The following is a 23,523-nucleotide window of genomic DNA, read 5'->3' as shown; positions in this document are numbered from 1 at the left end:
CCATTTGGCGCGGAGGCGGGGCCGAGATCAACCGGCAGCCGCCTCTTCGATCCGGCCCAGCCGCTCGAGCAGCCCCTGCATCTGGTCGACCGGGACCATGTTGGGTCCGTCCGACGGGGCATTGTCGGGGTCCTGATGGGTTTCCATGAAGAGTGCCGCGACGCCGATCGCGACCGCCGCGCGCGCGAGCGTCTCGACGAACTGGCGCTGGCCGCCCGAGGTCGTCCCCTGCCCGCCGGGCTGCTGCACCGAATGGGTCGCATCGAACACGACCGGGCAGCCGGTCTCCGCCATAATCGGAATGGCGCGAAAATCGCTGACCAGCGTATTGTAGCCGAAGCTTGCCCCGCGCTCGCACAGCATCACGCGGTCGTTGCCGCTGGCGATAATCTTGTTGGCGACGTTCCACATGTCCGCCGGCGCGAGGAACTGGCCCTTCTTGACGTTGATTGCCTTCCCGGTCTTCGCCGCCGCCACCAGCAGGTCGGTCTGGCGGCACAGGAAGGCGGGGATCTGGAGCACGTCGACGACTTCGGCGACCGGCGCGCACTGGTCGGCGGCGTGGACGTCGGTCAGCACCGGACAACCGAACGTGTCTCGGATCTCCTCGAGGATCCTGAGCCCCTCATCCATGCCGACGCCGCGCGCGGTGTCGATCGAGGAGCGGTTGGCCTTGTCGTAGCTCGACTTGTAGATGAAGCGCCGCCCGTTGGTCGTGCAGGCCTCGGCAATCTTCTCCGCCATCATCAGCGCATGGTCGCGCCCCTCGATCTGGCATGGCCCCATGAGCAACACGAAGGGCAAATCGTTGCCAACGTCGATGTCACCGATGCGGATGGAGCGGCTGTTCAGGAGGGGATCACGGGGCATGGAGCGCGGCTTCGATCTTTTCGATGTCTTCAGGGTTGTTCAATTCCCAGAACGTCCTGCCTCGCGCGTCGGTTTCGACGCACAGGACAGCGCGTCCCTGCTCGAGGAAACGCAATTGCTCCAGGCCTTCCTGGCTCTCTAGTGGCCCGACGGGCCATTGCCCATAGGCGCGAAGCGTGTCGGGCCGATAGGCATAAACCCCGACATGGTGGAAGACCGGAAGCTGCGTCATCGCCGAAGCAGCGTCGGGCGCGAGGAACGGGATGACTTCTTTCGAGAAATAGAGTGCACGGCCGGTGGCATCGAAGACCGCCGTCGTACCGCCCACGCGACCTGCGCGACGATCCTCGACCAGCGCGGTCCAATGATCGTGATCCGCGCGCAGTACAGGCGTGGCCATGTCGACATCGGACCGTTGGCGCAGGGCCGCGACCAGCTCCTCGACGAACCAGGCGGGCGTCAGCGGCGCGTCGCCCTGCAGGTTGACGACGATTTCGGGCTCGTCGTCGAAGGCATCGAGCGCGGCGGCGCAGCGTTCGGTGCCGTTGCGGCACTCGGCGGGGGTCATGATGACCTCGCCGCCAAAGTCGCGGACATGGTCGGCGATGCGATCGTCATCGGTCGCTACGTGGACCGAGGCAATCCCGTCGACGGCCATCGCCGCCTCCCAACTACGACGGACAAGGCTCTTGGCGACGCCATCGGCGCCGCGCAGCTCCGCGAGGGGTTTTCCGGGATAGCGGGTCGACGCGTAGCGCGCCGGAATGACGATCGCCGGCCCGCTCACCTGTTTAGTCGAGGACGCACTGATGGATGTGGAGCACGCCGATGGTGCGCATCAGGCTGTCCTGCACGATCCCGACCGAGACCTTTGCTTGGCTCAGCTCGAGCGCGGCCTTTTCCAGCGTGATGTCGCGATCGACGGTGACCGGGTTGACCGACATGATGTCGATCGCCTTCAGGTCGTGTAGCTCGGCAGCGTGGCGACGAATATCACCGTCGGTGATGATGCCGAGCGTCTTGCCATTCTCGGTCACGAGCGCGCAGCCCAGTGCCTTTTCCGCCATGATCAACGTCAGGTCGACGAGCTTGGCCTCGGGGGACACCAGCGGGAGCGCATCACCCGTGTGCATCACGTCCTCAACCTTGCGCAGTCGCTGACCGAGCTTGCCGCCCGGGTGATAGCGACGGAAGTCGTCGGCAGTGACGCCCGCAAGGTCGCTGAACCCGACCGCGAGCGCGTCGCCGATGGCCAGCGTCAGCGTGGTCGACGTCGTCGGCGCGAGACCGTTGATGCACACCTCGCTCAGCTCGCCATAGGCGATGCAGACGGTGGAGGCCTCGGCAAGCGTGCTTTCGGCGCTGCTGGTCACCGAGATGACCGGAATTTCGTGGGCGCGGCAATAAGCGAGCATGTCCGCCAATTCTGCGGTCTCGCCCGAATTGGATAGCGCCAAAACAACGCCGTTGGGATCGATGAGGCCGAGATCGCCGTGGCTGCTCTCGGCGGCATGCATGAAGACCGCGTGGCGGCCGAGCGAGCGGAAGGTCGAGGCGATCTTGCGACCGATATGGCCGCTCTTGCCGACACCGGTCACGATCAGCGAGCCGTCGCGCGAGACGATCAGTTCGATCGCCGCGCACACCGTATCGAGGCCTCCGCGCGCGAACGCTTCGATGGCCTCGGCCTCCTTGACGAAGATGGATCGCACGGATTCGCGCATTGCGGCGCGGTCGGCAACTTGCAGCTTAAGCTTTTCAACGTTCATTACCTAGCTCACTCTTTCATCACTCGAGCCGCTCGCAAAAATCTGTCTGCCCCTCAAAGCATGGTACGCGCTTTGGTTGCAGCACTGGTCACCCTTCCCGACGTGTTGTTGCCTTCCCGCAACAAGCGCGCCGTTCGCCGGAGCACGACGGGTATCCTAGGTCTTTCGATCCGCGAACGCCCCCTAGCGCTTCGCAGTGCCGGCACCTTTTGGCACCATTGCACCGCACAATCTTTCCGAGCGGGGCCGCTATACCCTCCTAGAACCTTGTATTCCAGCGATTTTTCGGCGTGAACGGTAACATGGTTCGATAAAGGCTAATTAAACTAGGTTAATCAACGGCCTCCAGACGAAGTGCATGGTAACCGACACGTGCCGACTTCCCGCGTTCTGCGGTCGACTTCTGTTCTGGAGAATATGGAGCGGGCGAAGGGATTCGAACCCTCGACCCTCACCTTGGCAAGGTGATGCTCTACCCCTGAGCTACGCCCGCTCACTGGCGGACCGGAATCGGCGTGGACCCGGTCGGGTGGAGGGGCAGATAGCGTTGGGTCGTGATTCCCGCAAGCCCCTTATTGGCCTTTTTGCCGAGTGACTTGTGCTTATCGTGAAGCGGACCATATGAATGGCTCTGAGACACAAGGAGTGGCGCGTGCAGGACCTGACGATGAGTGAAGCCGATCGCAGCGCGATCGCCAAGTTCGAAGCCGACGTGCTGCAGCCGTCGATGGACAAGCTCGTCATCCTGCAATTCACCGCCGATTGGTGCGGGCCGTGCAAGCAATTGTCGCCGATCCTCGAGCAGGTCGCCGCGGATTATGCCGACAAGGGCGTCGTTTTGAGAAAGATCGACGTCGATACCGACAAGTTCATCGCCGCGCAGTTCCGGGTCCAGTCGGTGCCCGCCGTTTATGCCCTGTTCCAGGGGCAGCCGGTCGCCGACCTCGGCCAGTATCGCACGCCCGCCGCGCTGGGCCAGGCGCTCGACCAGATCCTCGGCCAGTTGCCGATCAAGGGTGAGGCGCAGGACCGCGAGGCCGAACTGGCGCCGCTGGTCGAACAGGCCGGCGCGACGCTTGACGCGGGCGAGGCGGAGCAAGCGCTCGCCATGTTCACCCAGCTGATGGGTATGGACCCCGGCAATCCGGCGATCGTCGGCGGGATGGCGCGCGCGCTCATCCTCGCGGGTCAGCAGGACGAGGCGAAATCGCTGTTGGACGGAGTCGACGAGAAGATCGCGAACGATCCTGCCATCGCGCAGGCGCGCGCGATGCTCGAGATTGCCGACGAAGGCGAAGAGGCGGTCGATGCGTCGGCCTATATCGCGCGGATCGAAGCGAACGAGGACGATCACGAGGCACGCTTCGAGCTTGCCAAAGCGCTGATGGCCAAGGGCGAGCGCGATGGTGCGGCGGACCAGTTGCTCGAGATCATCAAGCGCGATCGCGAATGGAACGACGGTGCGGCGCGGCAGAAATTCCTGTCGCTGATCGAGGCTTCCGGGCTCGAGGACCCCTGGTCGGGTGCGCAGCGTCGGCGGCTGTCCTCGGTCCTCTTCACATGATGGGTGCCGAGCCCGCACGCGTCAAAATCTTCCCGCTCGCCGGGGCGTTGCTGTTCCCGCGCAGCCAGCTGCCGCTCCACATTTTCGAAGAGCGCTATCGTGACATGGTCGCGCACGCCCTCGACGGGGATCGCAAGATCGCGATGGTCCAGCCGCAAGGTCTCGACGACGACGCGCCGCTCCACCAGGTCGGCGGGCTGGGCGAAATCATCAGCGTCGAGGAGCTGGAAGACGGGCGGTACAATATCGTGCTGCAGGGGCTGACACGCTTTCGCATGATCCGCGAGGCGCCGAGCCCCGAGGCCTATCGGCTCGCCGATGTCGACCTGGCCGAATATGACGACGCCGCCGAACCCGATCCGCTGGGCATCGCGCAGCGCAGTGCGGTCGAGCAGGAGGCGCGCTCGTTCGGCGATGCGCTGGGGCTGGCGGTCGACTGGGAAGCGGTCGGCAAGCTCGACGACGAGACGCTCGTCAATGCAATCGCACAGGTCGCGCCGTTCGACATCGGTGCCAAGCAAGCCCTGCTCGAGACGCCGACCCTAGGCCCGCGTGCCGACATGCTGGTGCAGCTGATGCAATTCCAGCGCATGGCACCCGGCGGGCCCGAGGCCGACCAGACGCTGCAATAGGCTAGCCGCGGCGCTTGCGCTCCCACGCCAGCGCGTGATTGACGATTTCCTGAAGATCATCGTGCTTTGGCTGCCAGCCGAGCGTTTCTACGATCCGCCGATTGTCGGCGATGCGTGCCGCGATATCGCCGTCGCGACGTGCGGCGATGCGGCGCTCGATCTTGCCGTTGGTCGCGCGATCGACCGCGTCGAGGACTTCGAGCACCGACGCGCCGTGGCCATAGCCGCAATTGAGGATCATCGAGCGGTCGGGCTGGCCGATCAGTGCCTCGAGCGCGAGGAGGTGCGCGTCGACCAGATCACTGACGTGGATATAGTCGCGCACGCCGGTGCCGTCGGGCGTGTCGAAGTCGGTGCCGAAAATCTCGACATGGTCGCGCTGTCCCGAGGCGGCCTCGACCGCGACCTTGATCAGCTGGGTGGCGCCTTCGGTGCGCTGGCCTACGCGGCCCTGCGGGTCCGCACCGGCGACATTGAAATAGCGCAGCGCACAGAAGTTGATCGGATAGGCGCGCGCGGCGTCGGCAAGCATCAGCTCGGTCATCAACTTGGAATTGCCGTAGGGATTGGCCGGGCGCGTCGGCGCATCCTCGTCGACCTTCACGGCGTCGGAATTGCCATAGACCGCAGCAGTCGAGCTGAACACGAAATGCGGGATGCCGGCTTCGACTGCAGCTTCGAGCAATGCGCGGCTCTTGGCGCTGTTATTCTCGTAATAGCGAAGCGGCTTCTCGATCGATTCGGGGACGATCACCGAGCCCGCGAAGTGCATGATCGCGCCTGTGCCTTGCTCTTCGAAGATGCGGGCGAGAAGTTCGGCGTCGGCGACATCGCCTTCGTAGAAGGGCACGTCATCGGGAACCGCGGTACGGAAGCCGGTCGACAGATCGTCGATGACGGCAACCGGCCAGCCCGCATCGCGCAGCGCCAGCACCGCATGGCTGCCGATATAGCCGGCACCGCCGGTGACGAGGACAGGGACCTTGTTCATCTTCCTTTCGACCATGCGAGATTGGGGGCAGCTTGCCAAACGCTTTTGTGTCGGCATGGTGGGCGGCAAAGAGGGGGACAAAACATGAGCATTGTCATCACGCTACTTCGTCTCGGTTTTGGGGCCTGGTTTGCATTTTGGGGCATCGCGCCCTTGTTCGGCATTGCGCCACCGCCGACGACCGAACCCGCAGCGCTCGCCTTACTCGATGCCAACCGGGGGACGTTCTCGATGCAGCTGGCGCAAGCCAGTTTTGTCGTCGGCGGGCTGTTGTTGCTGGTACCCCGCACTGCCCCGCTCGGGCTCGCTATCCTCGCGCCAACCGTGATCTGGATCTTTCTTTTTCACGCAACGCTGACCGCGAGCTTTTTCTGGGGCGCCTCGTGGTTCGCGGCATTTCTGGTACTGGTCTGGTGGTATCGCGACGCGTTCAGACCGCTCGTCGGATTAAATCGAAAGGCCACGCAATAGCAGCGGCAGGTCTCCCGACGTTCCGCGTGCTTCGTTCATCAGGCGATCGCGCAAGGGGCCGATCTTGCCGACCATCTCCATGCCGAAGTGGCGGACCTTCGAGGCGAGCTTGCCCGGGACGCCGTAGATGCGGGTGAGGCCGTCGGTGGCCATCGCGACCGACAGCACGTCGAGCGCGCGCCAGCGCTGGTAGCGGTCGAGCAACTGGCGGTCGCCAAGGTCAAGACCCAGCCGTGCGCCCTCGACCAGCACCTGCGTGAGTGCGGCGACGTCGCGATAGCCCAGATTGACTCCCTGCCCCGCAATCGGGTGGATCGCATGCGCGGCATCGCCGACAAGCGCGAGCCGCGTGTCGGTTATGCGCGCCGCATGGTGGAAGCCGAGCGGATAGGTCGAGCGCGGAGCGATCGTCTCTACCTTGCCGAGCATGTCGCCCATCGCGCCCTGACATTCGGCCGCGAATTCCTCGTCGGTCAACGCGAGATAGCCCGCAGCATCCTCGCGCGGGACCGACCAAACGATGGCCGAGCGGTGCCGCCCGTCCTCGTGATCGGTCATCGGCAGGACCGCAAAGGGACCGGCGGGATAGAAGATTTCATAGGCGACGCCGTCATGGGGCAATTCGTGCACCACCGTCGTGACAATCGCGGCGTGGTCATATTGCCACCGCGCCATGCGAATGCCCGCGGCCTCGCGGCTGGGGCTATTTCGTCCTTCGGCACCGACCAGCAGCGGCGCGGTGACCACCGAGCCGTCGTCGAGCGTGACCTGCGCGCGATGTTCGTCGCGGACCACGTCGACCGGCTTGCGCTGCCAGCGAAGGTCGATCCGCTTGCCCGCCTCGGCGCGCTTGAGGAGCGCGGTGCGCAGATGGCGATTCTCGTTCATCCAGCCCATCGGCTCGCCATCGTCGGCGGGATCGAAGACCAGTCCGCCGGGCTTGAGCCCTTCCTTCGATTCGATGGTGCGGATCGGGCAGCCGGGTTCGGGCAGGTGGTCGTTCACCCCGATGACGTCGAACATGCGCATCGAGGAGGAGGACACCGCGCTGGTGCGCCCGTCAAACTTTGCATTGTTGCGCGTCGTGGGGTCGGCGGGGTCGATGACCACGCTGTCCAGCCCCGAATGGTCGAGCGCGGCGGCGAGCGAGAGGCCCACGAGGCCGCCGCCGAGGATGATGACGTCGGTCGAACTCATGTGGCTGCGATAGCGCGTGAGGGCGCGTGACAACAAGTGCTTGCTTGACCCGCGAGTCCGGCAGAGCGCATGATGTGCCTAATACACGGGCAAAGGGATTCACGATCATGGCCACCGCCGCGCAACGCGGGCGCAAAAGGGACCTCGGGCCCGACTGGCGCGACAGCCTCAAGCAATCGGCGAAGAATATGCTGCGCCGCGTGTGGGGCGGGGTCGTGCTTGCCGGCACCTTCGCCTTCGCGCTGGCGATGATCAGCCATGACGGCACCGACCCTTCGCTTTCGACCGCGGCGGGCGGACCGACGCAGAACTGGCTGGGGCCGACCGGCGCCTATGCCAGCGACCTTGCGCTCCTACTGTTCGGCTTTGCCTCGCTACTTGCGCTGCCGGTACTGGCGCTCAATGGCCTGCGCATGATGCGGCTGGCCGAGCCGGGCCGCGCCAAGCGCGCCGCGCTGCTGACGCTGGCGGGGATGATCATCCTCGGCATGGCGATCGGGCTGCTGCGCGGCGAGGCGGTCGCCGGGCTTCCTGCGGGCTACGCCGGGCTGATCGGCATGGCCACGGGGGGCGGCATCGAGAGCCTGGTCGGCCTGATCGGTGACCCGTCGGTCGAAGGCGCATTGGCACTGTCGCTGGTCGCGATTTTCGTCGTGCTCGGGCTCGCGCTGGCGGTCAAGGCGCTTGACCTGAGCGAGGAAGAGCGCGCCTGGGCGAGCGCCAAGCTGGTCCCCGACGAAGCCCCCAAGATTTCCGCCCCCGTCCTCAAGCGCGGCAAGCGCGCAAAGGAAGAGGCCGAGGAGAAGAAAACCGCGCAGCCGCCCAAACCCGAGGTCGCGGTCTCGACCCCCAAGGGTCCGGTCGTCCGCGCCAACGAGAACAAGAAGACCAAAAAGGCGAAGGCTCAGAAAAGCCTCGCGCTGGGCGACGATTACGAATTGCCCGCGCTCGACCTGCTGGCGGAGCCGGAAGAGGATTCGCACCTCCAGATCGACAAGGCGGCGCTCGAGCGCAACGCGCGCCTGCTCGAAAGCGTGCTCGAGGATTTTCACGTGCGCGGCGACATCGTCGAGGTGCGCCCGGGACCGGTCGTCACCATGTACGAGCTGGAGCCCGCGAGCGGGATCAAGGCCAGCCGCGTCATCCAGCTTGCCGACGATATCGCGCGCAACATGAGTGCGCTGTCGGCGCGAGTCGCGACCATCCCGGGGCGCAGCGTCATCGGCATCGAGCTGCCCAACCAGAAGCGCGACATGGTCATGCTGCACGAGCTGGTCGCCAGTCAGGCGTTCGACGATCAGAAGATGTCGCTGCCCATCATTCTGGGCAAGAATATCTCGGGCGATCCCGTGATCGCCGACCTCGCGCCGATGCCGCATCTGCTGGTCGCGGGTACGACCGGGGCGGGTAAGTCGGTCGGGCTCAACTGCATGATCCTCTCGCTCCTCTACCGGATGAGCCCGGAAGAGTGCCGGATGATCATGATCGATCCCAAGATGCTCGAACTGTCGATCTACGAAGACATTCCGCACCTTCTCTCGCCCGTCGTCACCGAGCCGGGCAAGGCGGTGCGCGCGCTCAAATGGACGGTCGAGCAGATGGAAGAGCGCTATCGCATGATGGCGAGCCTCGGCGTGCGCCAACTGTCGAGCTTCAACAAGAAGGTTTCGGAGGCCAAGGCGAAGGGCAAGACTCTCGGCCGCAAGGTACAGACGGGGTATGACGCCGACACCGGCCAGCCGACCTACGAGACCGAAGAGCTGGACTACGACACGCTGCCGCAGATCGTGGTGGTGATCGACGAGATGGCCGACCTGATGATGACCGCGGGGAAGGAAGTCGAATTCCTGATCCAGCGGCTGGCGCAGAAGGCGCGTGCGGCGGGCATCCACCTGATCATGGCGACGCAGCGCCCCTCGGTCGACGTTATCACGGGCGTGATCAAGGCCAACCTGCCGACGCGCATCAGCTTCGCCGTCACCTCGAAGATCGATTCGCGCACGATCCTGGGCGAGCAGGGCGCCGAACAACTGCTCGGCAAAGGCGACATGCTCTACATGCCCGGCGGCAAGCAGATCATGCGCGTGCACGGGCCGTTCGTCAGCGACGAGGAAGTGCGCGCGGTCGCCGACCATTGGCGCGGGCAGGGCACGCCCGAATATATCCAGGCGGTCACCGAAGAACCCGAGGATGGCGGATATATGTTCGATGGCCAGCCGGGCGGCGAGGACGATGCGGAGACGCAGCAATTCCGCAAGGCGGTGCAGATCGTCGCCGAGAGCCAGAAGGCATCGACCAGCTATCTCCAGCGCCAGATGCGCGTCGGTTACAATACCGCCGCGCGCCTGATCGAAAGGATGGAGGACGAGAATCTCGTCAGCGCCCCCGACCATGTCGGCCGCCGCGAAGTGTTGATCGATACGGACGGGCAGCCCATTTAAGCGCGGCAGGCGCGCGGGCCACCCAGTCGAAGCTGAATAAGCGGGAACCGGCGGGTTCACTAGGCATTCAAACGCTGCACGCCAGAAGAGGCGAAACAATTTGTTGGAGTTTTCCATGAGTTTTCGTTCGATCACTGCCGCTGCCCTCGCGCCGATCGCTGCGGTCGCGATGGTCGCGACCCCTGCACCGGTCGAGGCCGCCAAGCCGACGATCGACCTGGTCGAGAAGCATCTCGCATCGGTCCGGTCGATGACCGCGGACTTCACCCAGACCGACCGCAAGGGTCGCTCGATCTCGGGCAAGCTGCTGATGAAGCGCCCGGGCAAGGTGCGTTTCGATTATGGCCGCAACGCCGACATGCTGATGGTGTCGGAAGGCAACCAGCTCCATTTCATCGATTACGAAGTTGGCCAGAAGTCCAGCTGGGACATTCAGGACACGCCGATGAGCGTGCTGCTCGACCAGAAGCCCGATCTCAACCGGATCGCGCGGATCGTGCCGTCGAAAAACGAGAATGTCGTGATCGTGCGTGCGCGTGACGCTCGCCGTCCCGAGTTTGGCACGTTGATCTTCGCCTTTTACCGCGACAATCGCGCGCCGGGCGGACTGGTGCTCGAAGGCTGGACCGCGATCGACGCGCAGAACAAGCGCACCGTCGTTCGGCTCGACAACCAGCGCTATAACGTGGCGGTCAATGACGGTCGCTTCGCCTATCGCGACCCCAAATAACGCCTGATCGCTCCCCTTACAAAACGTTCGTCGATTGGTCGAAAAACCAGTTTCTGAACGAAACTGTTCATGCTGGCGAAAGCTTCGCGCGCGTAAGAGGGTCGGTGATCGTTCGACAGATCCGGGGTTTCCCCCTGTTACCCGGGACAGAGCGATCACCTTGCGTGACGAACGCTTGGTCGGCCCTCGTTCCATGCCCCCGGAGCGAGGGCCTTTTGTTTGTGCTTTCCGCACGATCCGTTAGAAGGCCGCAGACTCAAATCAGGACTTTCCGTGACCTCGTACAAGATCGCCAGCTGGAATATCAATTCGGTCCGCGCGCGCCCGCATATCATCGAGCAGCTGGTGAGGGACGAGGATCCCGACATCATCTGCCTGCAGGAAACAAAGGCGCATAACGACGTCTTCCCCGCCAAGTGGGCGCACGAGCTGGGCTACGAGCACCACGCGCTCAACGGCCAGAAGATGCACCACGGCGTCGGCATCCTGTCGAAGGTGCCGATGGAAGAACATCTCAAGCATGACTGGCAGGATAATGGCGAGGCTCGCCATGTCGGTGTGCGGCTGCCCGGCGGGCTGCGGCTGGAAAATGTCTACATCCCCGCGGGCGGCGACATTCCCGACCGCGACCAGAACCCCAAGTTCGGACAAAAGCTCGACTTTCTCGAGCGGATGACGCGCTGGAGCGAGAAGCTCAAGGAACCGACGATCATCGTCGGCGACTTCAACATCGCGCCGCTCGAATGCGACGTGTGGAGCCACAAGCAGCTGCTCAATGTGGTCAGCCACACCCCGATCGAGGTCGAGACGCTCAAGCGGTTCCAGGACAGTCACGACTGGGTCGATCTTGGACGACAGTTCATTCCCGCGCCCGAGCGCTGCTACACCTGGTGGAGCTATCGCAATCGCGACCACACAGTGAACGATCGCGGGCGGCGGCTCGATCATATGTGGGCGAGCCCCGAACTGGCCGGGCAGGTGACCGCGCACCGCGTGCTCGAACCGGCGCGCAGCTGGGAAAAGCCGAGCGACCACATCCCGCTGATCCTCGAGGTGTCGGTCTGACGCGCGTCGCCCAGGCCGTCGCCGCGCTCCGCATGGGGCGGCCGGTCGCGCTTTCGGGCGGACCGTGCGTGGTGGCGCTGGAAACGGCGACGCAGGCCATGCTCGACATCGTCGATCCGGATCGCCGGGCACAGCTGCTGATCAGCGGCGAACGTGCCGCGGCGCTCGGTCTCGGCAATATCAAGGCCGCGGCCGACCCCGACCATCCGGTCCGGATCGCGCATGTCGACTGGCTCGACCGCGAGGCTGCACGGGCCCTGGCCGACGCTGGGCAGGACGTATCGCGGCCCCCGATCGGGCCGCTGACGCCAATGGCGCCCGAAGACGGCGACGCGGCGGCGATGACCTTGTCGCGACTGGCGGGGTTGCTGCCGGCGCTCTGGATCCTCGATGAGAGGCCGGATACGGCGGTCGAGATTGGCGCAGAGACTATTTCCGAAGCGATGGGGCAGGTCGAGTTGGTGACTCGCGCGCGGCTCCCGCTCGACGACCTGCCGTCGAGCCAGATCGCGGTGTTCCGCGACTTTGCTAATGGCGAGGAGCATGTCGCGCTGATCGTCGGTGCGTTCGGGGGCAAGCCGCCACTGGCACGGCTTCATTCGGAATGTTTGACCGGCGACGTGTTCGGCAGTCTCAAATGCGATTGCGGGCCTCAGCTCCAGCAGGCTCTCGCGTTGCTAGGCAAGGAAGGCGGTGGGATCCTGCTTTACCTGCGGCAGGAAGGGCGCGGGATCGGGCTGGCCAACAAGATTCGTGCCTATTCGCTGCAGGATGGCGGGCTCGACACGGTCGATGCCAACCGCCGCCTCGGCTTTGCCGATGATGCGCGCGACTATCGCGTGGCGGCGGGCATGCTCAAGGCGCTCAAAGTCGACGCAGTGCGGCTACTCACCAACAATCCGAACAAGGTTGCGGGCCTAGACGAGGCGGGGATCGAGGTGGTCGAACGGGTCGCGCATCATCTGCCGACCAACCCGCACAATGCGGACTATATCGCGACCAAGAAGTCGCGATCCGGGCATCTCGACTAGCCGCGGGGTCCGAACAACGCGGTGCCGACGCGCACGTGGGTCGCTCCCAGCTTGACCGCGCTTTCGAAATCTTCGCTCATGCCCATCGACAGCCCGTCGAGGTCGTGGCGACGCGCCAGCTCAGCGAGCAGCGCGAAGAAGGGCGAGGCTTCGAGCCCCTGCGGCGGGATGCACATCAGGCCCTTAAGCGGAAGCCCCCTGTCGCGAACGCTGGCCAGAAAGTCGGGCATGTTCTTTACGGCCGCGCCGCCCTTCTGCTTTTCGTCGCCGATATTCACCTGCACGAACAGGTCGGGGCAGTCCTCAACCTTGTCCAGCGCCTTGAGCAGCGAAGAACGGTCGAGCGAGTGGATGACGTCGAACAAAGCGGCGGCTTCCTCCGCCTTGTTCGATTGCAGCTGGCCGATCATGTGGAGCGTGACGTCCGGATAGTCTGCCTTCAGCGCGGGCCATTTGTCCTGCGCCTCCTGCACACGCGATTCGCCGAAGTCGCGATGCCCGGCTTCGAGCAGCGGGCGGATTTCGTCGGCGCTGCGCGTTTTCGACACGGCGATCAACGTGACGTCCTGCACCTTGCGGCCGGCGATCTTCGCGGCGTGCGCGATGCGCTCGCGAACGGTGTCGAGGGGCGTGGTATTAGGCATGGCCCGCGCTATAGGGGGAGGCATGGAGCGATGCCAGACCCCTTGGCTGATGACCGACGAACGGCTCGGTCGGCGCCTGTTCGAGGCGATCGATCGCGTCCCGGCCGGCGGAGGGGTCGTCTTTCGCCATGACCGCACCGCCGGGCGCGAGCGGCTCGCGGCGCAGGTCGCCGACCATTGTCGCAAGCGCGGGCTGGCGCTGTCGGTGGCGGGGGACGAAGCACTGGCCCGCGCGGTCGGCGCACAGATGGTCCATCGCCCGGTGGGCGCGACCGACCTGCCGATCAGCCTGCCGGTTCATGACGAGCGCCAGGCGCGGATCGCCAACGAGCGGCGCGCGGCGCTGGTGTTCGTTTCCCCGGTCTATTCCACCCGATCGCATCTCGATGCACCCGCGCTGGGGCCCGAGCGCGCGGTCGAATTGGCGCGGTTGTGCGAGGCGCCCGCCATTGCGCTGGGCGACATGGATGCGAAGAAATTCAGGGCGTTGCCCGAAGGCGTGTTCGCGGGCTGGGCCGGGATTAGCGCGTTCCTGCGCTAGAAGCGGACTTTCGTGCCGACATAGACCGCCTGGCTGTCGCGGCGATTGTCTTCGAGGTCGGGATCGACGCGATCCTGGTCGATGCGATAACGCACCCCGCCAGTGACCGCGATATGCTTCGAAATGTTGATCTTGCCGCCAACGTCGAGCGAATAGCTTTCGCGCGGGGCGAGCACCGGGGCGGCGCTCGGGTTGCGTTCGCCCGACACGGCGACGCGGCCGCTGAAGCTTTCGCGGTTATAGCTGACGCCGACCTGCGCGCGGTCGCGATCGGCGAGCGCGGGCACGTTCGAGCGTTCCTGTTCGACGTTGCCGGAGACCCCGAAGCGCTTCCAGCCGACATCGACGCCGAGATTATAGCTGTTGGGGGTCAGGCGCAGCGCAGCAGGGTGGCCAGCCACCGGCCGAACCTCAGGCGAAGCCGCGGCGCGCGCGCCCTGGCGGTTGCTGTCCGCGCGGACGGCGACGCGCAGATTGTCGCGCTTGCGCTCCGATCCGGCAGGAGTGAAGCTGAATTTGCGGTCGCTCGTGCGCTCGCGCGCCAGCGAGGCCGCGAGTCGCTTGTCGCCGCGGGCCGGCGTGAAGCGGGTCCGGCTTTCGAGCGGGGGCGCCGCGCGGGCTCCGTCGCGATCCTGCGCGAAGGCAATCGAGTGGCCGGTCAGACCAAGGCCGCTGACCAGAAGACTCGCAGCGAGGATCGCAGCAAGGCCGCGACCTTTCCCGGTTTTCTGCGATTTCGTCCCCTGTACGGTCACCAAAACGACTCCGTTTGACCACAAGGATATAGCGTGGGCGAAACGAAGGTTCCACGTTGACCCGTCGATTCATGCCGAGTCTGTGACGCAAGCGCCACAACCTGCCCCGGATCGGGACGATATTGTCACGCTTGCAGCAGCCCCCACTCCCGTCTAACCCTTTCCTCCATACCCCCGAGAGTGAGGAAAGAAGACACATGGCTATCGTTCGCGCCCACGCCCCCAAATTGCTGCTCATCGCCGCCGCGGCGAGCGCGCTTGCCGGCTGCGGCGGGCGTGACATCGTCGCCCCGACCCAGATCGCCCCCGCGCAGATGACGCAGATCGGCGTGAACTCCTACCTCTGGCAGGCCGCGGTCGACACGGTGAGCTTCGCCCCGCTGCTCCAGGCCGATGCCGCGAGCGGCGTGGTCATCACCGACTGGTACGCCAGCCCGAACGCGCCCAACGAGCGTATCAAGCTGACCGTCGCCATTCTCGATTCGACGCTGCGCGCAAACGCGTTGCGCGTGTCGGTCGCCAAGCAGACCAATAACAACGGTAGCTGGGTTGACGCGCCGGTCACCGCCGCGACAGTCCAGAAGCTCGAGGACATCATCCTCACCCGCGCCCGCGATATTCGCCGCACGACCGTCGCCGGCGGCTAGCCATGGCTGAAAAGTTCGACCCCAAGGGTGTCGATGCGCGGTGGCAGGCGCGGTGGGAGAAGGAAAACACCTTCGCCGCCGATAGCGCGTCGCCCAAGCCCAAGTCCTATGTGCTGGAAATGTTTCCGTACCCGAGCGGGCGGATCCACATGGGCCACGTGCGCAACTATGCGATGGGCGACGTCATCGCGCGCTACAAGCGGATGACGGGACACGAAGTGCTCCACCCGATGGGGTGGGACGCCTTCGGCATGCCCGCCGAAAATGCCGCGATGGAGCGCAAGGTCCACCCGGGCGCATGGACGTGGGAAAATATCGACACGATGCGCGCGCAATTGAAGACGCTGGGCTTCGCGCTCGACTGGACCCGCGAGTTCGCGACCTGCGACCCGGCCTATTACGGCCACGAACAAGCGCTGTTCCTAGACATGCTCGAGGCGGGGCTCGTCTTCCGCAAGGAAAGCGAGGTCAATTGGGACCCGGTCGACATGACCGTGCTCGCCAACGAGCAGGTCATTGACGGCAAGGGCTGGCGCTCGGGCGCCGAGGTCGAGCGCAAGAAGCTCAGCCAGTGGTTCCTCAAGATCACCGACTTTGCCGACGAGCTGCTCGAAGGCCTGGGCGATCTCGACAAGTGGCCCGACAAGGTTCGCCTGATGCAGGAGAACTGGATCGGCAAGTCGCAGGGCATGCAGTTCAAGTTCCAGCTGGCCGAGCCGATCGACGGACAGTCGGACATCGAGGTGTTCACCACGCGCCCCGACACGATCTTCGGATCGAGCTTCGTCGCGGTCAGCGCGGATCATCCGATCGCGCTCGCTGCCGCGCGTCACGACGGGGCGGCAGGTGCCTTCATCAAGGAATGCAAGGCGGGCGGGACCACTGCGGCCGAGCTCGAGACGCAGGAAAAGAAGGGCTACGACACCGGCCTCAAGGCGGTGCATCCGCTCGACCCCGACTGGCAGCTGCCGGTCTATATCGCGAATTTCGTGCTGATGGATTACGGCACCGGCGCGGTGTTCGGCGTGCCCGGACATGACCAGCGCGATTACGAATTCGCGTCCAAATACAACCTGCCGATCCAGCGTGTCGTCGCGTCTTCGACTGACGCGGCGGGCGATCCGATCCTCGACGCTGCCGACACCGATCCGGGCGTCGCGGTCAATTCGCGCTTCCTCGACGGGATGGACACCGAGGCCGCCAAGGCCGCCATCGTCGAGCGCGCCGAAAGCGAGGGCTGGGGCGAGGGCCAGACTGTCTATCGCCTGCGCGACTGGGGGGTGAGCCGCCAGCGTTATTGGGGCACGCCGATCCCGATCATCCATTGCGACGATTGCGGTCCGGTGGGCGTCCCCAAGGACCAGCTGCCCGTGACGCTCCCCGAGGATGTCAGCTTCGAGATACCCGGCAACCCGCTCGACCGCCACCCGACCTGGGGCAAGGTCGACTGCCCCAAGTGCGGCAGCGCTGCGCGACGCGAGACCGACACGCTCGACACGTTCGTCGACAGCAGCTGGTATTTCATCCGCTTCGCCTCGCAGCCGGAAGACAAGCCGTTTAACAAGGCCGAGGCCGAGGCATGGCTGCCGGTGCAGCAGTATATTGGCGGGGTCGAGCATGCGATCCTGCACTTGCTCTACGCTCGCTTCTGGACGCGTGCGCTCAAGCATATGGGGCAGCTCGATATATCCGAGCCCTTCGCCGGCCTGTTCACGCAGGGCATGGTGACGCACGAGACGTTCCAGTCGCTCGACGGGCGCTGGCTCAACCCGACCGAAATCGGGGTCAGCGAGGATGGTGAGCTGATCGAACTCGCCAACGGCGCACAGGTAAAGCGCGGGCGCGTGGAAAAAATGTCCAAGTCGAAGCGCAACACGGTCGATCCCGAGCCGATCGTCGCCGACTATGGCGCCGATGCCGCGCGCTGGTTCGTGCTCTCCGACAGCCCGCCCGAGCGCGACTTCGAATGGTCGACGGGCGGCATCGAGGGCGCGGCGCGATTCGTCCAGCGTGTGTGGAAGCTGGTCCAGGGCGAACGCGCAAGCGAAGGCGAAGACAAGGATCTCGCGCGCAAGCGACACCAGACGGTGAAGGCTGTCGGCGACGCCATCGACGCGCTGCAATTCAACAAGGCGATCGCCGCGCTCTACGAGTATGTGAGCGCGATCGAGAAAGCGTCGCCGACCGCGACCCGCGACGAGGCAATCGACACGCTGCTCAAACTCATCTCGCCCATGGCGCCGCATCTCGCCGAGGAAGCGCATGCGCTGCGCGGCGGCGAGACGATGGTGGCAGACTCTGCTTGGCCGACGTTTGACGAGGCCATGCTGGTCGAGGACGAAGTGACGATGGTCATCCAGGTCAACGGCAAGCTGCGCGACAAGATGCAGGTTGCGCGGGGTACCGCGAAGGATGATGCGGAGGCGCAGGCGCTCGCGCTGCCCAAGATCCAGGAGCATCTCGGCGGCAACGCACCGCGCAAGGTCATCGTCGTGCCCGACCGACTGGTGAATATCGTCGCGTGACGCGCCGTGCCGCCCTTCTCCTCGCTATCGCGACCGCCGGGCTGTCGGCTTGCGGTTTCAGGCCGCTTTATGCGGACGGGGCGAGCGGGGTCGCGGGCTCGCAGCTTTCGCTGGTTGCGGTCGGTCCGATCGACGACCGCTCGGGATGGCTGCTGCGCAATGCGTTGATCGACCGGCTTGGCGGAGGCGCAATGCCCGACGGCGCGCGCTACCGGCTCGATGTCGAGATTGACGATGACATCACCCGTTTCGGCATTCGCGGCGACGCGGCCGCGACGCGCGAACGGCGGACGCTTCGCGCGCGCTACCAGCTCGTCGACATGCAGACGGGTGAGACCGTGCTCGATTCGACCGCGGGGAGCGATGCGGGCATCGATATCACCAGCTCCGAATATGCCACGGTGGCGGCCGAGCAGACCGCGGCTGAGCGGCTGTCGAAGGAAGTCGCGGACGACATCGTCAATCGGCTCGGCCTCTATTTCACACGGAGCGCGGACCGGTGAAGACGCAGCGCGGCGATATTCCGCGCCGGCTCGACACGCCGGACCCGGCGATCCGCTTCTATCTCTTCCACGGTGCCGACGAGGCGAGTTCGCGCAGCCATGCGACGCGCTTGCTCAAGGCATTTGGCGCGGCAAAAGACGCGATGGAAGGCGGCGCCATCAAGTCCGACCCGGCGAAGCTGGCGGACGAAGCCAATGCATTGTCGATGTTCGGCGGGGCCAAGGCGATCTGGATCGAACCCGCTGCAGACGAAATCGTGGCGGGCGTCGAAGCCTTGCTCGAGGCACCGGGCGCCGAACACCCGACGATCGCGATTGCTGGCGCGCTGCGCAAGACGAGCAAGCTGCTCAAGGCTACGGAGGCGAGCCCGCATGCGCTGGCCCACATCTCCTATGCGCCCGAGGGCCGCGAGTATGAGAATATCATCGAGCAGCTTTGCCGCGAGCACGGGCTTGCGCCTGCGCCAGGCGTGGTGTCGCGGATTGCGGGAATGACGGCCAACAATCGGGAGCTGGCTCGGCAGGAAGTCGAGAAATACGCGCTTTATCTCGGTTCGGGAGAGAGTGATCCCGTTCCGCTCGAAGATGACGTGGTCGACCGGCTTGGTGCGGGAACCGGCGACGTGGCGTTCTTCGGCTTGGGGGATCGAGCGATGGTCGGCGACATCGCCGCCGTGCAGGAAGGTGTCGACGCGATGTCGGCGAACGGCTCGGAGGCAATTACGATTCTGCGTGCAATGCAGCGGCGGATCGTGATGCTCGCGCCGATGCAGGCGCGAGTGGCAGCGGGCGAGCCCGCCTCGGCAGTCATCTCGTCGATGGGACGAGCGCTATTCTGGAAAGACAAACCGGTCGTCACGGAGATGCTGATGCGTTGGTCGGCGCCCCGCCTCGCGCGGCTCGGGGAGCGGATCACCGACCTTGAGCGACGGATGATGTTCACCCAGTTGCCGGCCAAGTCGGCCATCGGTGAGGAATTGCTGGCCGTCGCGAGGATCGCCCAGTCGGCGCGGCGACGCTAGAAATCGACCTAGATCGGCTCGCCCGAGAGTCGCTGGCAGATCATGTCGAGCTGGTCGAGCGTGCGATAGCTGAGTTCGACCTTGCCGCCCTTTTGCCCATGCAGGACGCGTACGCGCAAACCGAGCATGTCGCCCAGTTGGCGTTGGAGCGCTGCCAGATCGGCGTCCGCCGGGCCCGATGCGCTCGACGACTGTCCGGAGTTTTTCGGGGTTTTTGCCGCCTTGGCGCGCTGCTCCGCCTGGCGCACCGACAGGCCTTCGGAAACGATTGACTTAGCAAGTGCTAGCGGATCTTCCGCACCCGCAGCGGCACGGGCATGACCCATGCTGATATCGCCTCGCAAGAGCATTTGCTGCACTTCGTCGGGTAATTCGAGCAATCGCAACAGGTTGGCGACATGGCTGCGCGACTTGCCGACAATCTCGCCGACTTGCGCCGGGCCGTGGCCATAGGCGTCCATCAGCGCCTTGTAGGCGGCCGCCTCTTCGATCGCATTGAGATCTTCGCGTTGGATATTCTCGATAATCGCGAGTTCGGCGCTATGCTCGACATCGCTCTCACGAATTAAGGCTGGAATCTCATGGAGTTGCGCCTGCTGGGCCGCCCGCCAGCGACGCTCGCCGGCGATCAGCTCGTAGCCGCCATCGACGGGCCGCACGATGATCGGCTGCAACACGCCGTCACGCGCGATCGATTCCGACAACTCGGTCAGCGCGTCGGCGTCGAAGTGTCGCCGCGGCTGGTTAGGGTTGGGTTTGATGTCGGCGATCGCGATCGTGTCCACACCCGTGGACTTCTCGACCTCTCCGCCGCTTGCCTGGCGACGTGCTTGCGCATCGTCGAGAAGCGCGGACAGCCCTTTGCCCAGACCACTTGGCTTTTTCATTATGCGGCCTCCGCTCGAGCAGGCAGGCGATCGATGATTTCGCGCGCCAGTTTGAGGTAGGCGGCGCTGCCCGGGCACTTCATGTCGTAGATCAGCGCCGGCAGCCCATGGCTGGGCGCCTCCGAAAGTCGCACATTTCTGGGAACGACGGTCTGGAAGACGGTGTCGCCGAGGCAAGCACGAACGTCCTCGCCAACCTGACCTGAAAGATTGTTGCGGCGATCGAACATGGTCAGTGCCACGCCGAGGATTGAGAGGTCCGAATTATAGGCTTGTCGCACACGCTCCACGGTCTGGAGCAGCTGGCTGAGGCCTTCAAGCGCAAAAAACTCGCACTGGAGCGGTACCAGGAGGTGACGCGCCGCGACAAGGGCGTTCACGGTCAGAAGGCCGAGAGAGGGCGGGCAGTCGATCAGGCAGATGTCCCAGCGTCCCGGAGGCGCTTCGTCGAGCGCCTGGACCAGGCGATGCGTGCGATCTTCGAGCGCGACAAGCTCGATCTCGGCGCCCGATAGGTCGACTGTTGCCGAGAGCAGATCGAGGCGCGGTACCTTGGTCTCGACCGCGGCATCCGTGACTGTTTCGTTGCCGGTCAGGACATCATAGCTTGAACGGGTACGATCGGCAGCGGCGACCCCAAGCCCGGTTGAGGCGTTGCCCTGCGGATCCAGGTCGATGAGGAGGACTTTCCAGCCGATTGCTGCGAGCGCCGTCGCGAGATTGATGGCGGTCGTGGTCTTGCCCACCCCACCCTTCTGGTTGGCGACTGCGATCCGGATCATCTCTTCCCCCTCCGCTTGATGCCGCTTGCCAGCAGGATCGAGGCTTCCGCGTCGGTCACACTCGGGACAAGCTCGAACCTACCCTGCCAGACCTTCTTCGCTGCTTCCAGTTCTTCGGCAGCCTTTCGGCCCTTGGGAAGCACAAAATGTGTGGATAAGTCGGTGAGATGTTCTGTCAGCGACAGGAATTTGGAGACGTTGGCCACCGCGCGGCCGGTGATGACGGTTGGAGCGTCGGTTACCTGTTCGACCTTTTTGTGGTGCACGGTCGCGTTGGATAAGGTGAGGTCATCGACAACGCGTCGCAGGAACTCGGCGCGGAGGCGGCGGGGTTCGACTAGCGTAACGGAGCCCGGGTGGAGGGTCGCTAGGACGATGCCGGGGAGGCCGGCGCCGGAGCCGACGTCGAGCCATTTGCCAGCGGGGTCTGCGTGGTTGGTGAGAAGCTGCGCGCTGTCGATCAAGTGGCGTTGATCGAACTCATCGATCGTGGCCTTGGAGATGAGGTTCTGGCGCTCGTTTTCCTCGATGAGAAGCGCTTTGTACGCCTCGAGCTTTTCGCATGTTTCACGTGAAACATCGCGCTGCAGAAGAGCCTCTAGGTCAGGCTGCACGAGACCTCGCAAGTTTTAGATGGATGGCGGTTAGCGCGGCCGGGGTGACACCCTGCACGCGTGAGGCCTGATCGATCGTATCGGGTCGCGCTGCACTTAAGCGCTCGACCATCTCGGCCGACAGACCATGAACCGACTCGAAGTCGAAATCGGCGGGAATCCGCGTTTTCCGTTGCCCTTCGACAGCTTCCCACTCGTTGCGTTGTCGCTCCAAATAAGGAGCGTAGATCGCGTCGGCGAGCACAGTGTCGACGATCTCATCCGTCCCCAGACGAGTGCGCACGGCTTGTTCGCCGCCGGGCCGGCTGACCCAGTCCGACAAGGGCCGGCGATGGCCGTCGCCCGGTAGCCCGAGCTCTTCAGCTCGCAAGCGCATATCGAGCTGTTCCGAGAGCGCAGCTCGACGTTCGGCGCGGGTATCGAGACGGGCTCGATGTTTGTCCGAAATTCCCGTCCGGCGGGCCAGGTCGCCAAGCCGTTCGGGTGCGTTGTCAGCGCGGAGATGGAGGCGGAATTCGCTCCGCGCCGTCATCATCCGATAGGGCTCGCTGGCACCATGGATCGTGAGGTCGTCTACCATCACGCCTATGTAGGAGTCGGCGCGGTCGAACAGGATCGGATCTTGCTCGAGGCATCGCGCGGCGGCGTTGAGGCCTGCGACCAACCCTTGGCCTGCCGCCTCCTCATACCCCGTCGTGCCGTTGATCTGGCCAGCGAGAAACAGGCCGTGAATATCTCTGTGGGCCAATCGACGATCCAGGCGGCGCGGATCGCAGTACGCATATTCAACCGCATAGCCCGGGGTCGCGAGCGTGGCTCGCTCGAGTCCCTCCATGCTTCGCACCATTTCCACCTGAACGTCGTTGGGGAGCGAGGTCGAAATGCCATTGGGATATACCAGCGCCGTATCGAGACCCTCGGGCTCCAGAAAGATCTGGTGATGGTCGCGGTCGGAAAAACGACGAACCTTGTCCTCGATCGACGGGCAATAGCGCGGACCGCGTCCATCGATGGCACCGGCATATAGTGGGGAGCGGTCTTCGTTAGCGGCGATGATCTCGTGGGTTCGCGGATTGGTCCGGGTGATCGCGCAGGCAAGCTGGGCAGGGCGAGTGCCAACATCGCGGAGTGACAGCGACCAGCGATCGCTATCCGAAGGCTGGGGCTGCAGGCACGACCAATCGATCGTCCGGCCGTCGATCCGTGGCGGGGTACCGGTCTTCAGACGGCCCGCGACGAGCCCGAGATCGATGAATTGATCGCCGAGTAGCGAAGCGGCGCGTTCATCCACTCGACCGCCAATTTCCCGCTCATTTCCGCGGAAAATCCGGCCACCGAGGAACGTGCCAGTGGCAATGACGACGGCATTGCTCGACAAGATCGTCCCATCAGAGAATATAACGCCGGAGACTCGTTCCTTATCGATTAGCAACTGGCTCGCTTCGCCCTCGATGATGTCGATTGGCAGCGACGCGACCTCGCCCTGGACGGCGGCATGGAAAAGACGACGATCCGCTTGGACGCGCGGACCACGGACCGCTGCACCCTTGGACGCGTTGAGCATCCGATAGTGAATGGCGGCCTTGTCGGCCGCCAGGGGCTGTACCGCCTCGAACACATCGATTTCGCGGACGATGTGCCCTTTGCCCACGCCTCCGATCGACGGATTGCAGGACATCTGGCCAAGATTGTCGCGCGCGAAGCTGATCAGCCCGGTGCGCACACCCATGCGCGCGGAAGCGACCGCCGCTTCCACGCCTGCATGTCCACCACCGATGACCAGAACGTCAAACATCCACGCTCCCTATGCGATGACGACGATTCGGTCAAAAGAGCGATGTT

23 protein-coding genes and 1 tRNA gene are annotated in these 23,523 nt (G+C 64.6%); 12 read left to right on the top strand and 12 right to left on the bottom strand.

Going from position 1 to position 23,523, the window contains the following annotated elements; translation table 11 throughout:
- Positions 1 to 27: 27 nt before the first annotated feature.
- The 4 genes from kdsA to KTQ36_RS01460 all read right to left on the bottom strand — a co-directional run bounded on the left by kdsA (position 28) and on the right by KTQ36_RS01460 (position 3,132).
- Entirely contained in the window at positions 28 to 870 is an 843-nt protein-coding gene (kdsA, locus tag KTQ36_RS01475; protein ID WP_218632001.1) for a 3-deoxy-8-phosphooctulonate synthase, read from the bottom strand.
- On the bottom strand, positions 860 to 1,657 hold the full coding sequence (locus KTQ36_RS01470) for a 3-deoxy-manno-octulosonate cytidylyltransferase (protein WP_218632000.1): 798 nt from the start codon (positions 1,655 to 1,657) through the stop codon (positions 860 to 862). Before KTQ36_RS01470 ends, kdsA begins: the two co-directional genes overlap by 11 nt.
- 4 nt (positions 1,658 to 1,661) lie before the next feature.
- Positions 1,662 to 2,639, bottom strand: a complete 978-nt coding sequence (locus KTQ36_RS01465) for a KpsF/GutQ family sugar-phosphate isomerase (protein WP_218631999.1) — start codon at positions 2,637 to 2,639, stop codon at positions 1,662 to 1,664.
- 418 nt (positions 2,640 to 3,057) lie between these two features.
- Positions 3,058 to 3,132 (bottom strand) — tRNA-Gly (locus KTQ36_RS01460).
- 132 nt (positions 3,133 to 3,264) lie between these two features.
- Between KTQ36_RS01460 and KTQ36_RS01455 the strand changes: the two genes are divergently transcribed.
- Positions 3,265 to 4,203: a tetratricopeptide repeat protein gene (locus KTQ36_RS01455; RefSeq protein WP_255553950.1), complete on the top strand. Its 939-nt coding sequence runs from the start codon at positions 3,265 to 3,267 to the stop codon at positions 4,201 to 4,203.
- The gene (locus KTQ36_RS01450; protein ID WP_345777648.1) at positions 4,200 to 4,835 is read left to right on the top strand and encodes an LON peptidase substrate-binding domain-containing protein; all 636 of its coding nucleotides are present in this window, start codon (positions 4,200 to 4,202) and stop codon (positions 4,833 to 4,835) included. The genes KTQ36_RS01455 and KTQ36_RS01450 overlap by 4 nt, the downstream gene beginning before the upstream one ends.
- Position 4,836: 1 nt before the next feature.
- Here the strand turns inward: KTQ36_RS01450 and galE are convergent, their stop codons facing one another.
- Positions 4,837 to 5,826 (bottom strand): UDP-glucose 4-epimerase GalE, encoded by a 990-nt coding sequence (gene galE, locus KTQ36_RS01445; RefSeq protein WP_218631998.1) that lies wholly within the window; start codon positions 5,824 to 5,826, stop codon positions 4,837 to 4,839.
- 84 nt (positions 5,827 to 5,910) lie between these two features.
- Here galE and KTQ36_RS01440 point away from each other — a divergent pair, with 84 nt between their 5' ends.
- The gene (locus KTQ36_RS01440; protein WP_218631997.1) at positions 5,911 to 6,297 is read left to right on the top strand and encodes a hypothetical protein; all 387 of its coding nucleotides are present in this window, start codon (positions 5,911 to 5,913) and stop codon (positions 6,295 to 6,297) included.
- Here the strand turns inward: KTQ36_RS01440 and KTQ36_RS01435 are convergent.
- On the bottom strand, positions 6,274 to 7,494 hold the full coding sequence (locus KTQ36_RS01435; RefSeq protein ID WP_218633770.1) for an FAD-dependent monooxygenase: 1,221 nt from the start codon (positions 7,492 to 7,494) through the stop codon (positions 6,274 to 6,276). The genes KTQ36_RS01440 and KTQ36_RS01435 overlap by 24 nt on opposite strands.
- Positions 7,495 to 7,601: 107 nt before the next feature.
- Here KTQ36_RS01435 and KTQ36_RS01430 point away from each other — a divergent pair, with 107 nt between their 5' ends.
- From KTQ36_RS01430 to ribA, 4 genes are all read left to right on the top strand, one after another.
- Positions 7,602 to 9,935: a DNA translocase FtsK gene (locus KTQ36_RS01430; RefSeq protein WP_255553948.1), complete on the top strand. Its 2,334-nt coding sequence runs from the start codon at positions 7,602 to 7,604 to the stop codon at positions 9,933 to 9,935.
- A gap of 115 nt (positions 9,936 to 10,050) precedes the next feature.
- Positions 10,051 to 10,665 (top strand): LolA family protein, encoded by a 615-nt coding sequence (locus tag KTQ36_RS01425; protein ID WP_218631996.1) that lies wholly within the window; start codon positions 10,051 to 10,053, stop codon positions 10,663 to 10,665.
- Between the two features lie 273 nt (positions 10,666 to 10,938).
- The gene (gene xth, locus KTQ36_RS01420; protein WP_218631995.1) at positions 10,939 to 11,730 is read left to right on the top strand and encodes an exodeoxyribonuclease III; all 792 of its coding nucleotides are present in this window, start codon (positions 10,939 to 10,941) and stop codon (positions 11,728 to 11,730) included.
- A 32-nt stretch (positions 11,731 to 11,762) separates the two neighbouring features.
- Positions 11,763 to 12,761, top strand: a complete 999-nt coding sequence (ribA, locus tag KTQ36_RS01415) for a GTP cyclohydrolase II (protein ID WP_218631994.1) — start codon at positions 11,763 to 11,765, stop codon at positions 12,759 to 12,761.
- Here the strand turns inward: ribA and KTQ36_RS01410 are convergent.
- Entirely contained in the window at positions 12,758 to 13,405 is a 648-nt protein-coding gene (locus KTQ36_RS01410) for a YggS family pyridoxal phosphate-dependent enzyme (protein WP_218631993.1), read from the bottom strand. The genes ribA and KTQ36_RS01410 overlap by 4 nt on opposite strands.
- Before the next feature lie 22 nt (positions 13,406 to 13,427).
- On the opposite strand from KTQ36_RS01410, the gene KTQ36_RS01405 reads away from it, so the two are divergent.
- Positions 13,428 to 13,946 (top strand): thiamine phosphate synthase, encoded by a 519-nt coding sequence (locus KTQ36_RS01405; protein WP_218631992.1) that lies wholly within the window; start codon positions 13,428 to 13,430, stop codon positions 13,944 to 13,946.
- Here the strand turns inward: KTQ36_RS01405 and KTQ36_RS01400 are convergent.
- Entirely contained in the window at positions 13,943 to 14,701 is a 759-nt protein-coding gene (locus tag KTQ36_RS01400; RefSeq protein ID WP_218631991.1) for a hypothetical protein, read from the bottom strand. The two genes, KTQ36_RS01405 and KTQ36_RS01400, sit on opposite strands and share 4 nt — an antisense overlap.
- 197 nt (positions 14,702 to 14,898) lie before the next feature.
- Between KTQ36_RS01400 and KTQ36_RS01395 the strand changes: the two genes are divergently transcribed.
- The 4 genes from KTQ36_RS01395 to holA are packed head-to-tail and all read left to right on the top strand — an operon-like array spanning position 14,899 to position 19,398.
- Positions 14,899 to 15,348, top strand: coding sequence for a DUF3576 domain-containing protein (locus KTQ36_RS01395; protein WP_218631990.1), 450 nt, complete (start codon positions 14,899 to 14,901; stop codon positions 15,346 to 15,348).
- A gap of 2 nt (positions 15,349 to 15,350) precedes the next feature.
- Positions 15,351 to 17,873 (top strand): leucine--tRNA ligase, encoded by a 2,523-nt coding sequence (gene leuS / locus KTQ36_RS01390; protein ID WP_218631989.1) that lies wholly within the window; start codon positions 15,351 to 15,353, stop codon positions 17,871 to 17,873.
- Positions 17,870 to 18,376 (top strand): LPS assembly lipoprotein LptE, encoded by a 507-nt coding sequence (gene lptE, locus KTQ36_RS01385; protein ID WP_218631988.1) that lies wholly within the window; start codon positions 17,870 to 17,872, stop codon positions 18,374 to 18,376. Before leuS ends, lptE begins: the two co-directional genes overlap by 4 nt.
- On the top strand, positions 18,373 to 19,398 hold the full coding sequence (gene holA, locus KTQ36_RS01380) for a DNA polymerase III subunit delta (RefSeq protein ID WP_218631987.1): 1,026 nt from the start codon (positions 18,373 to 18,375) through the stop codon (positions 19,396 to 19,398). The genes lptE and holA overlap by 4 nt, the downstream gene beginning before the upstream one ends.
- 8 nt (positions 19,399 to 19,406) lie before the next feature.
- On the opposite strand, the gene KTQ36_RS01375 is transcribed toward holA, so the two are convergent.
- From KTQ36_RS01375 to mnmG, 4 genes are read right to left on the bottom strand one after another with little or no spacing between them, the layout of a single operon-like run.
- The gene (locus KTQ36_RS01375) at positions 19,407 to 20,285 is read right to left on the bottom strand and encodes a ParB/RepB/Spo0J family partition protein (protein ID WP_218631986.1); all 879 of its coding nucleotides are present in this window, start codon (positions 20,283 to 20,285) and stop codon (positions 19,407 to 19,409) included.
- Positions 20,285 to 21,067 (bottom strand): ParA family protein, encoded by a 783-nt coding sequence (locus tag KTQ36_RS01370; protein WP_218631985.1) that lies wholly within the window; start codon positions 21,065 to 21,067, stop codon positions 20,285 to 20,287. The genes KTQ36_RS01375 and KTQ36_RS01370 overlap by 1 nt, the downstream gene beginning before the upstream one ends.
- A complete protein-coding gene (gene rsmG / locus KTQ36_RS01365) occupies positions 21,064 to 21,681 on the bottom strand; it encodes a 16S rRNA (guanine(527)-N(7))-methyltransferase RsmG (RefSeq protein WP_218631984.1) in 618 nt (205 codons plus the stop codon). Before rsmG ends, KTQ36_RS01370 begins: the two co-directional genes overlap by 4 nt.
- Positions 21,671 to 23,476, bottom strand: coding sequence for a tRNA uridine-5-carboxymethylaminomethyl(34) synthesis enzyme MnmG (gene mnmG, locus KTQ36_RS01360; protein WP_218631983.1), 1,806 nt, complete (start codon positions 23,474 to 23,476; stop codon positions 21,671 to 21,673). The genes rsmG and mnmG overlap by 11 nt, the downstream gene beginning before the upstream one ends.
- Positions 23,477 to 23,523: the final 47 nt, after the last annotated feature.

It is taken from the genome of Sphingomicrobium clamense, from assembly GCF_019264355.1.
GTDB lineage: Bacteria > Pseudomonadota > Alphaproteobacteria > Sphingomonadales > Sphingomonadaceae > Sphingomicrobium > Sphingomicrobium clamense.
Note: the sequence above shows the minus strand (reverse complement) of the source record. Positions and strands in the feature narration are given on the sequence as shown.

Coding starts and splice junctions, on each gene's coding strand:
- kdsA (WP_218632001.1), bottom strand. CDS start 870: ATGCCCCGTGATCCCCTCCTGAACAGCCGCTCCATCCGCATCGGTGAC.
- KTQ36_RS01465 (WP_218631999.1), bottom strand. CDS start 2,639: ATGAACGTTGAAAAGCTTAAGCTGCAAGTTGCCGACCGCGCCGCAATG.
- KTQ36_RS01455 (WP_255553950.1), top strand. CDS start 3,265: ATGGCTCTGAGACACAAGGAGTGGCGCGTGCAGGACCTGACGATGAGT.
- KTQ36_RS01450 (WP_345777648.1), top strand. CDS start 4,200: ATGATGGGTGCCGAGCCCGCACGCGTCAAAATCTTCCCGCTCGCCGGG.
- galE (WP_218631998.1), bottom strand. CDS start 5,826: ATGAACAAGGTCCCTGTCCTCGTCACCGGCGGTGCCGGCTATATCGGC.
- KTQ36_RS01440 (WP_218631997.1), top strand. CDS start 5,911: ATGAGCATTGTCATCACGCTACTTCGTCTCGGTTTTGGGGCCTGGTTT.
- KTQ36_RS01435 (WP_218633770.1), bottom strand. CDS start 7,494: ATGAGTTCGACCGACGTCATCATCCTCGGCGGCGGCCTCGTGGGCCTC.
- KTQ36_RS01430 (WP_255553948.1), top strand. CDS start 7,602: ATGGCCACCGCCGCGCAACGCGGGCGCAAAAGGGACCTCGGGCCCGAC.
- KTQ36_RS01425 (WP_218631996.1), top strand. CDS start 10,051: ATGAGTTTTCGTTCGATCACTGCCGCTGCCCTCGCGCCGATCGCTGCG.
- ribA (WP_218631994.1), top strand. CDS start 11,763: ATGGGGCGGCCGGTCGCGCTTTCGGGCGGACCGTGCGTGGTGGCGCTG.
- KTQ36_RS01410 (WP_218631993.1), bottom strand. CDS start 13,405: ATGCCTAATACCACGCCCCTCGACACCGTTCGCGAGCGCATCGCGCAC.
- KTQ36_RS01405 (WP_218631992.1), top strand. CDS start 13,428: ATGGAGCGATGCCAGACCCCTTGGCTGATGACCGACGAACGGCTCGGT.
- KTQ36_RS01395 (WP_218631990.1), top strand. CDS start 14,899: ATGGCTATCGTTCGCGCCCACGCCCCCAAATTGCTGCTCATCGCCGCC.
- leuS (WP_218631989.1), top strand. CDS start 15,351: ATGGCTGAAAAGTTCGACCCCAAGGGTGTCGATGCGCGGTGGCAGGCG.
- KTQ36_RS01375 (WP_218631986.1), bottom strand. CDS start 20,285: ATGAAAAAGCCAAGTGGTCTGGGCAAAGGGCTGTCCGCGCTTCTCGAC.
- KTQ36_RS01370 (WP_218631985.1), bottom strand. CDS start 21,067: ATGATCCGGATCGCAGTCGCCAACCAGAAGGGTGGGGTGGGCAAGACC.
- mnmG (WP_218631983.1), bottom strand. CDS start 23,476: ATGTTTGACGTTCTGGTCATCGGTGGTGGACATGCAGGCGTGGAAGCG.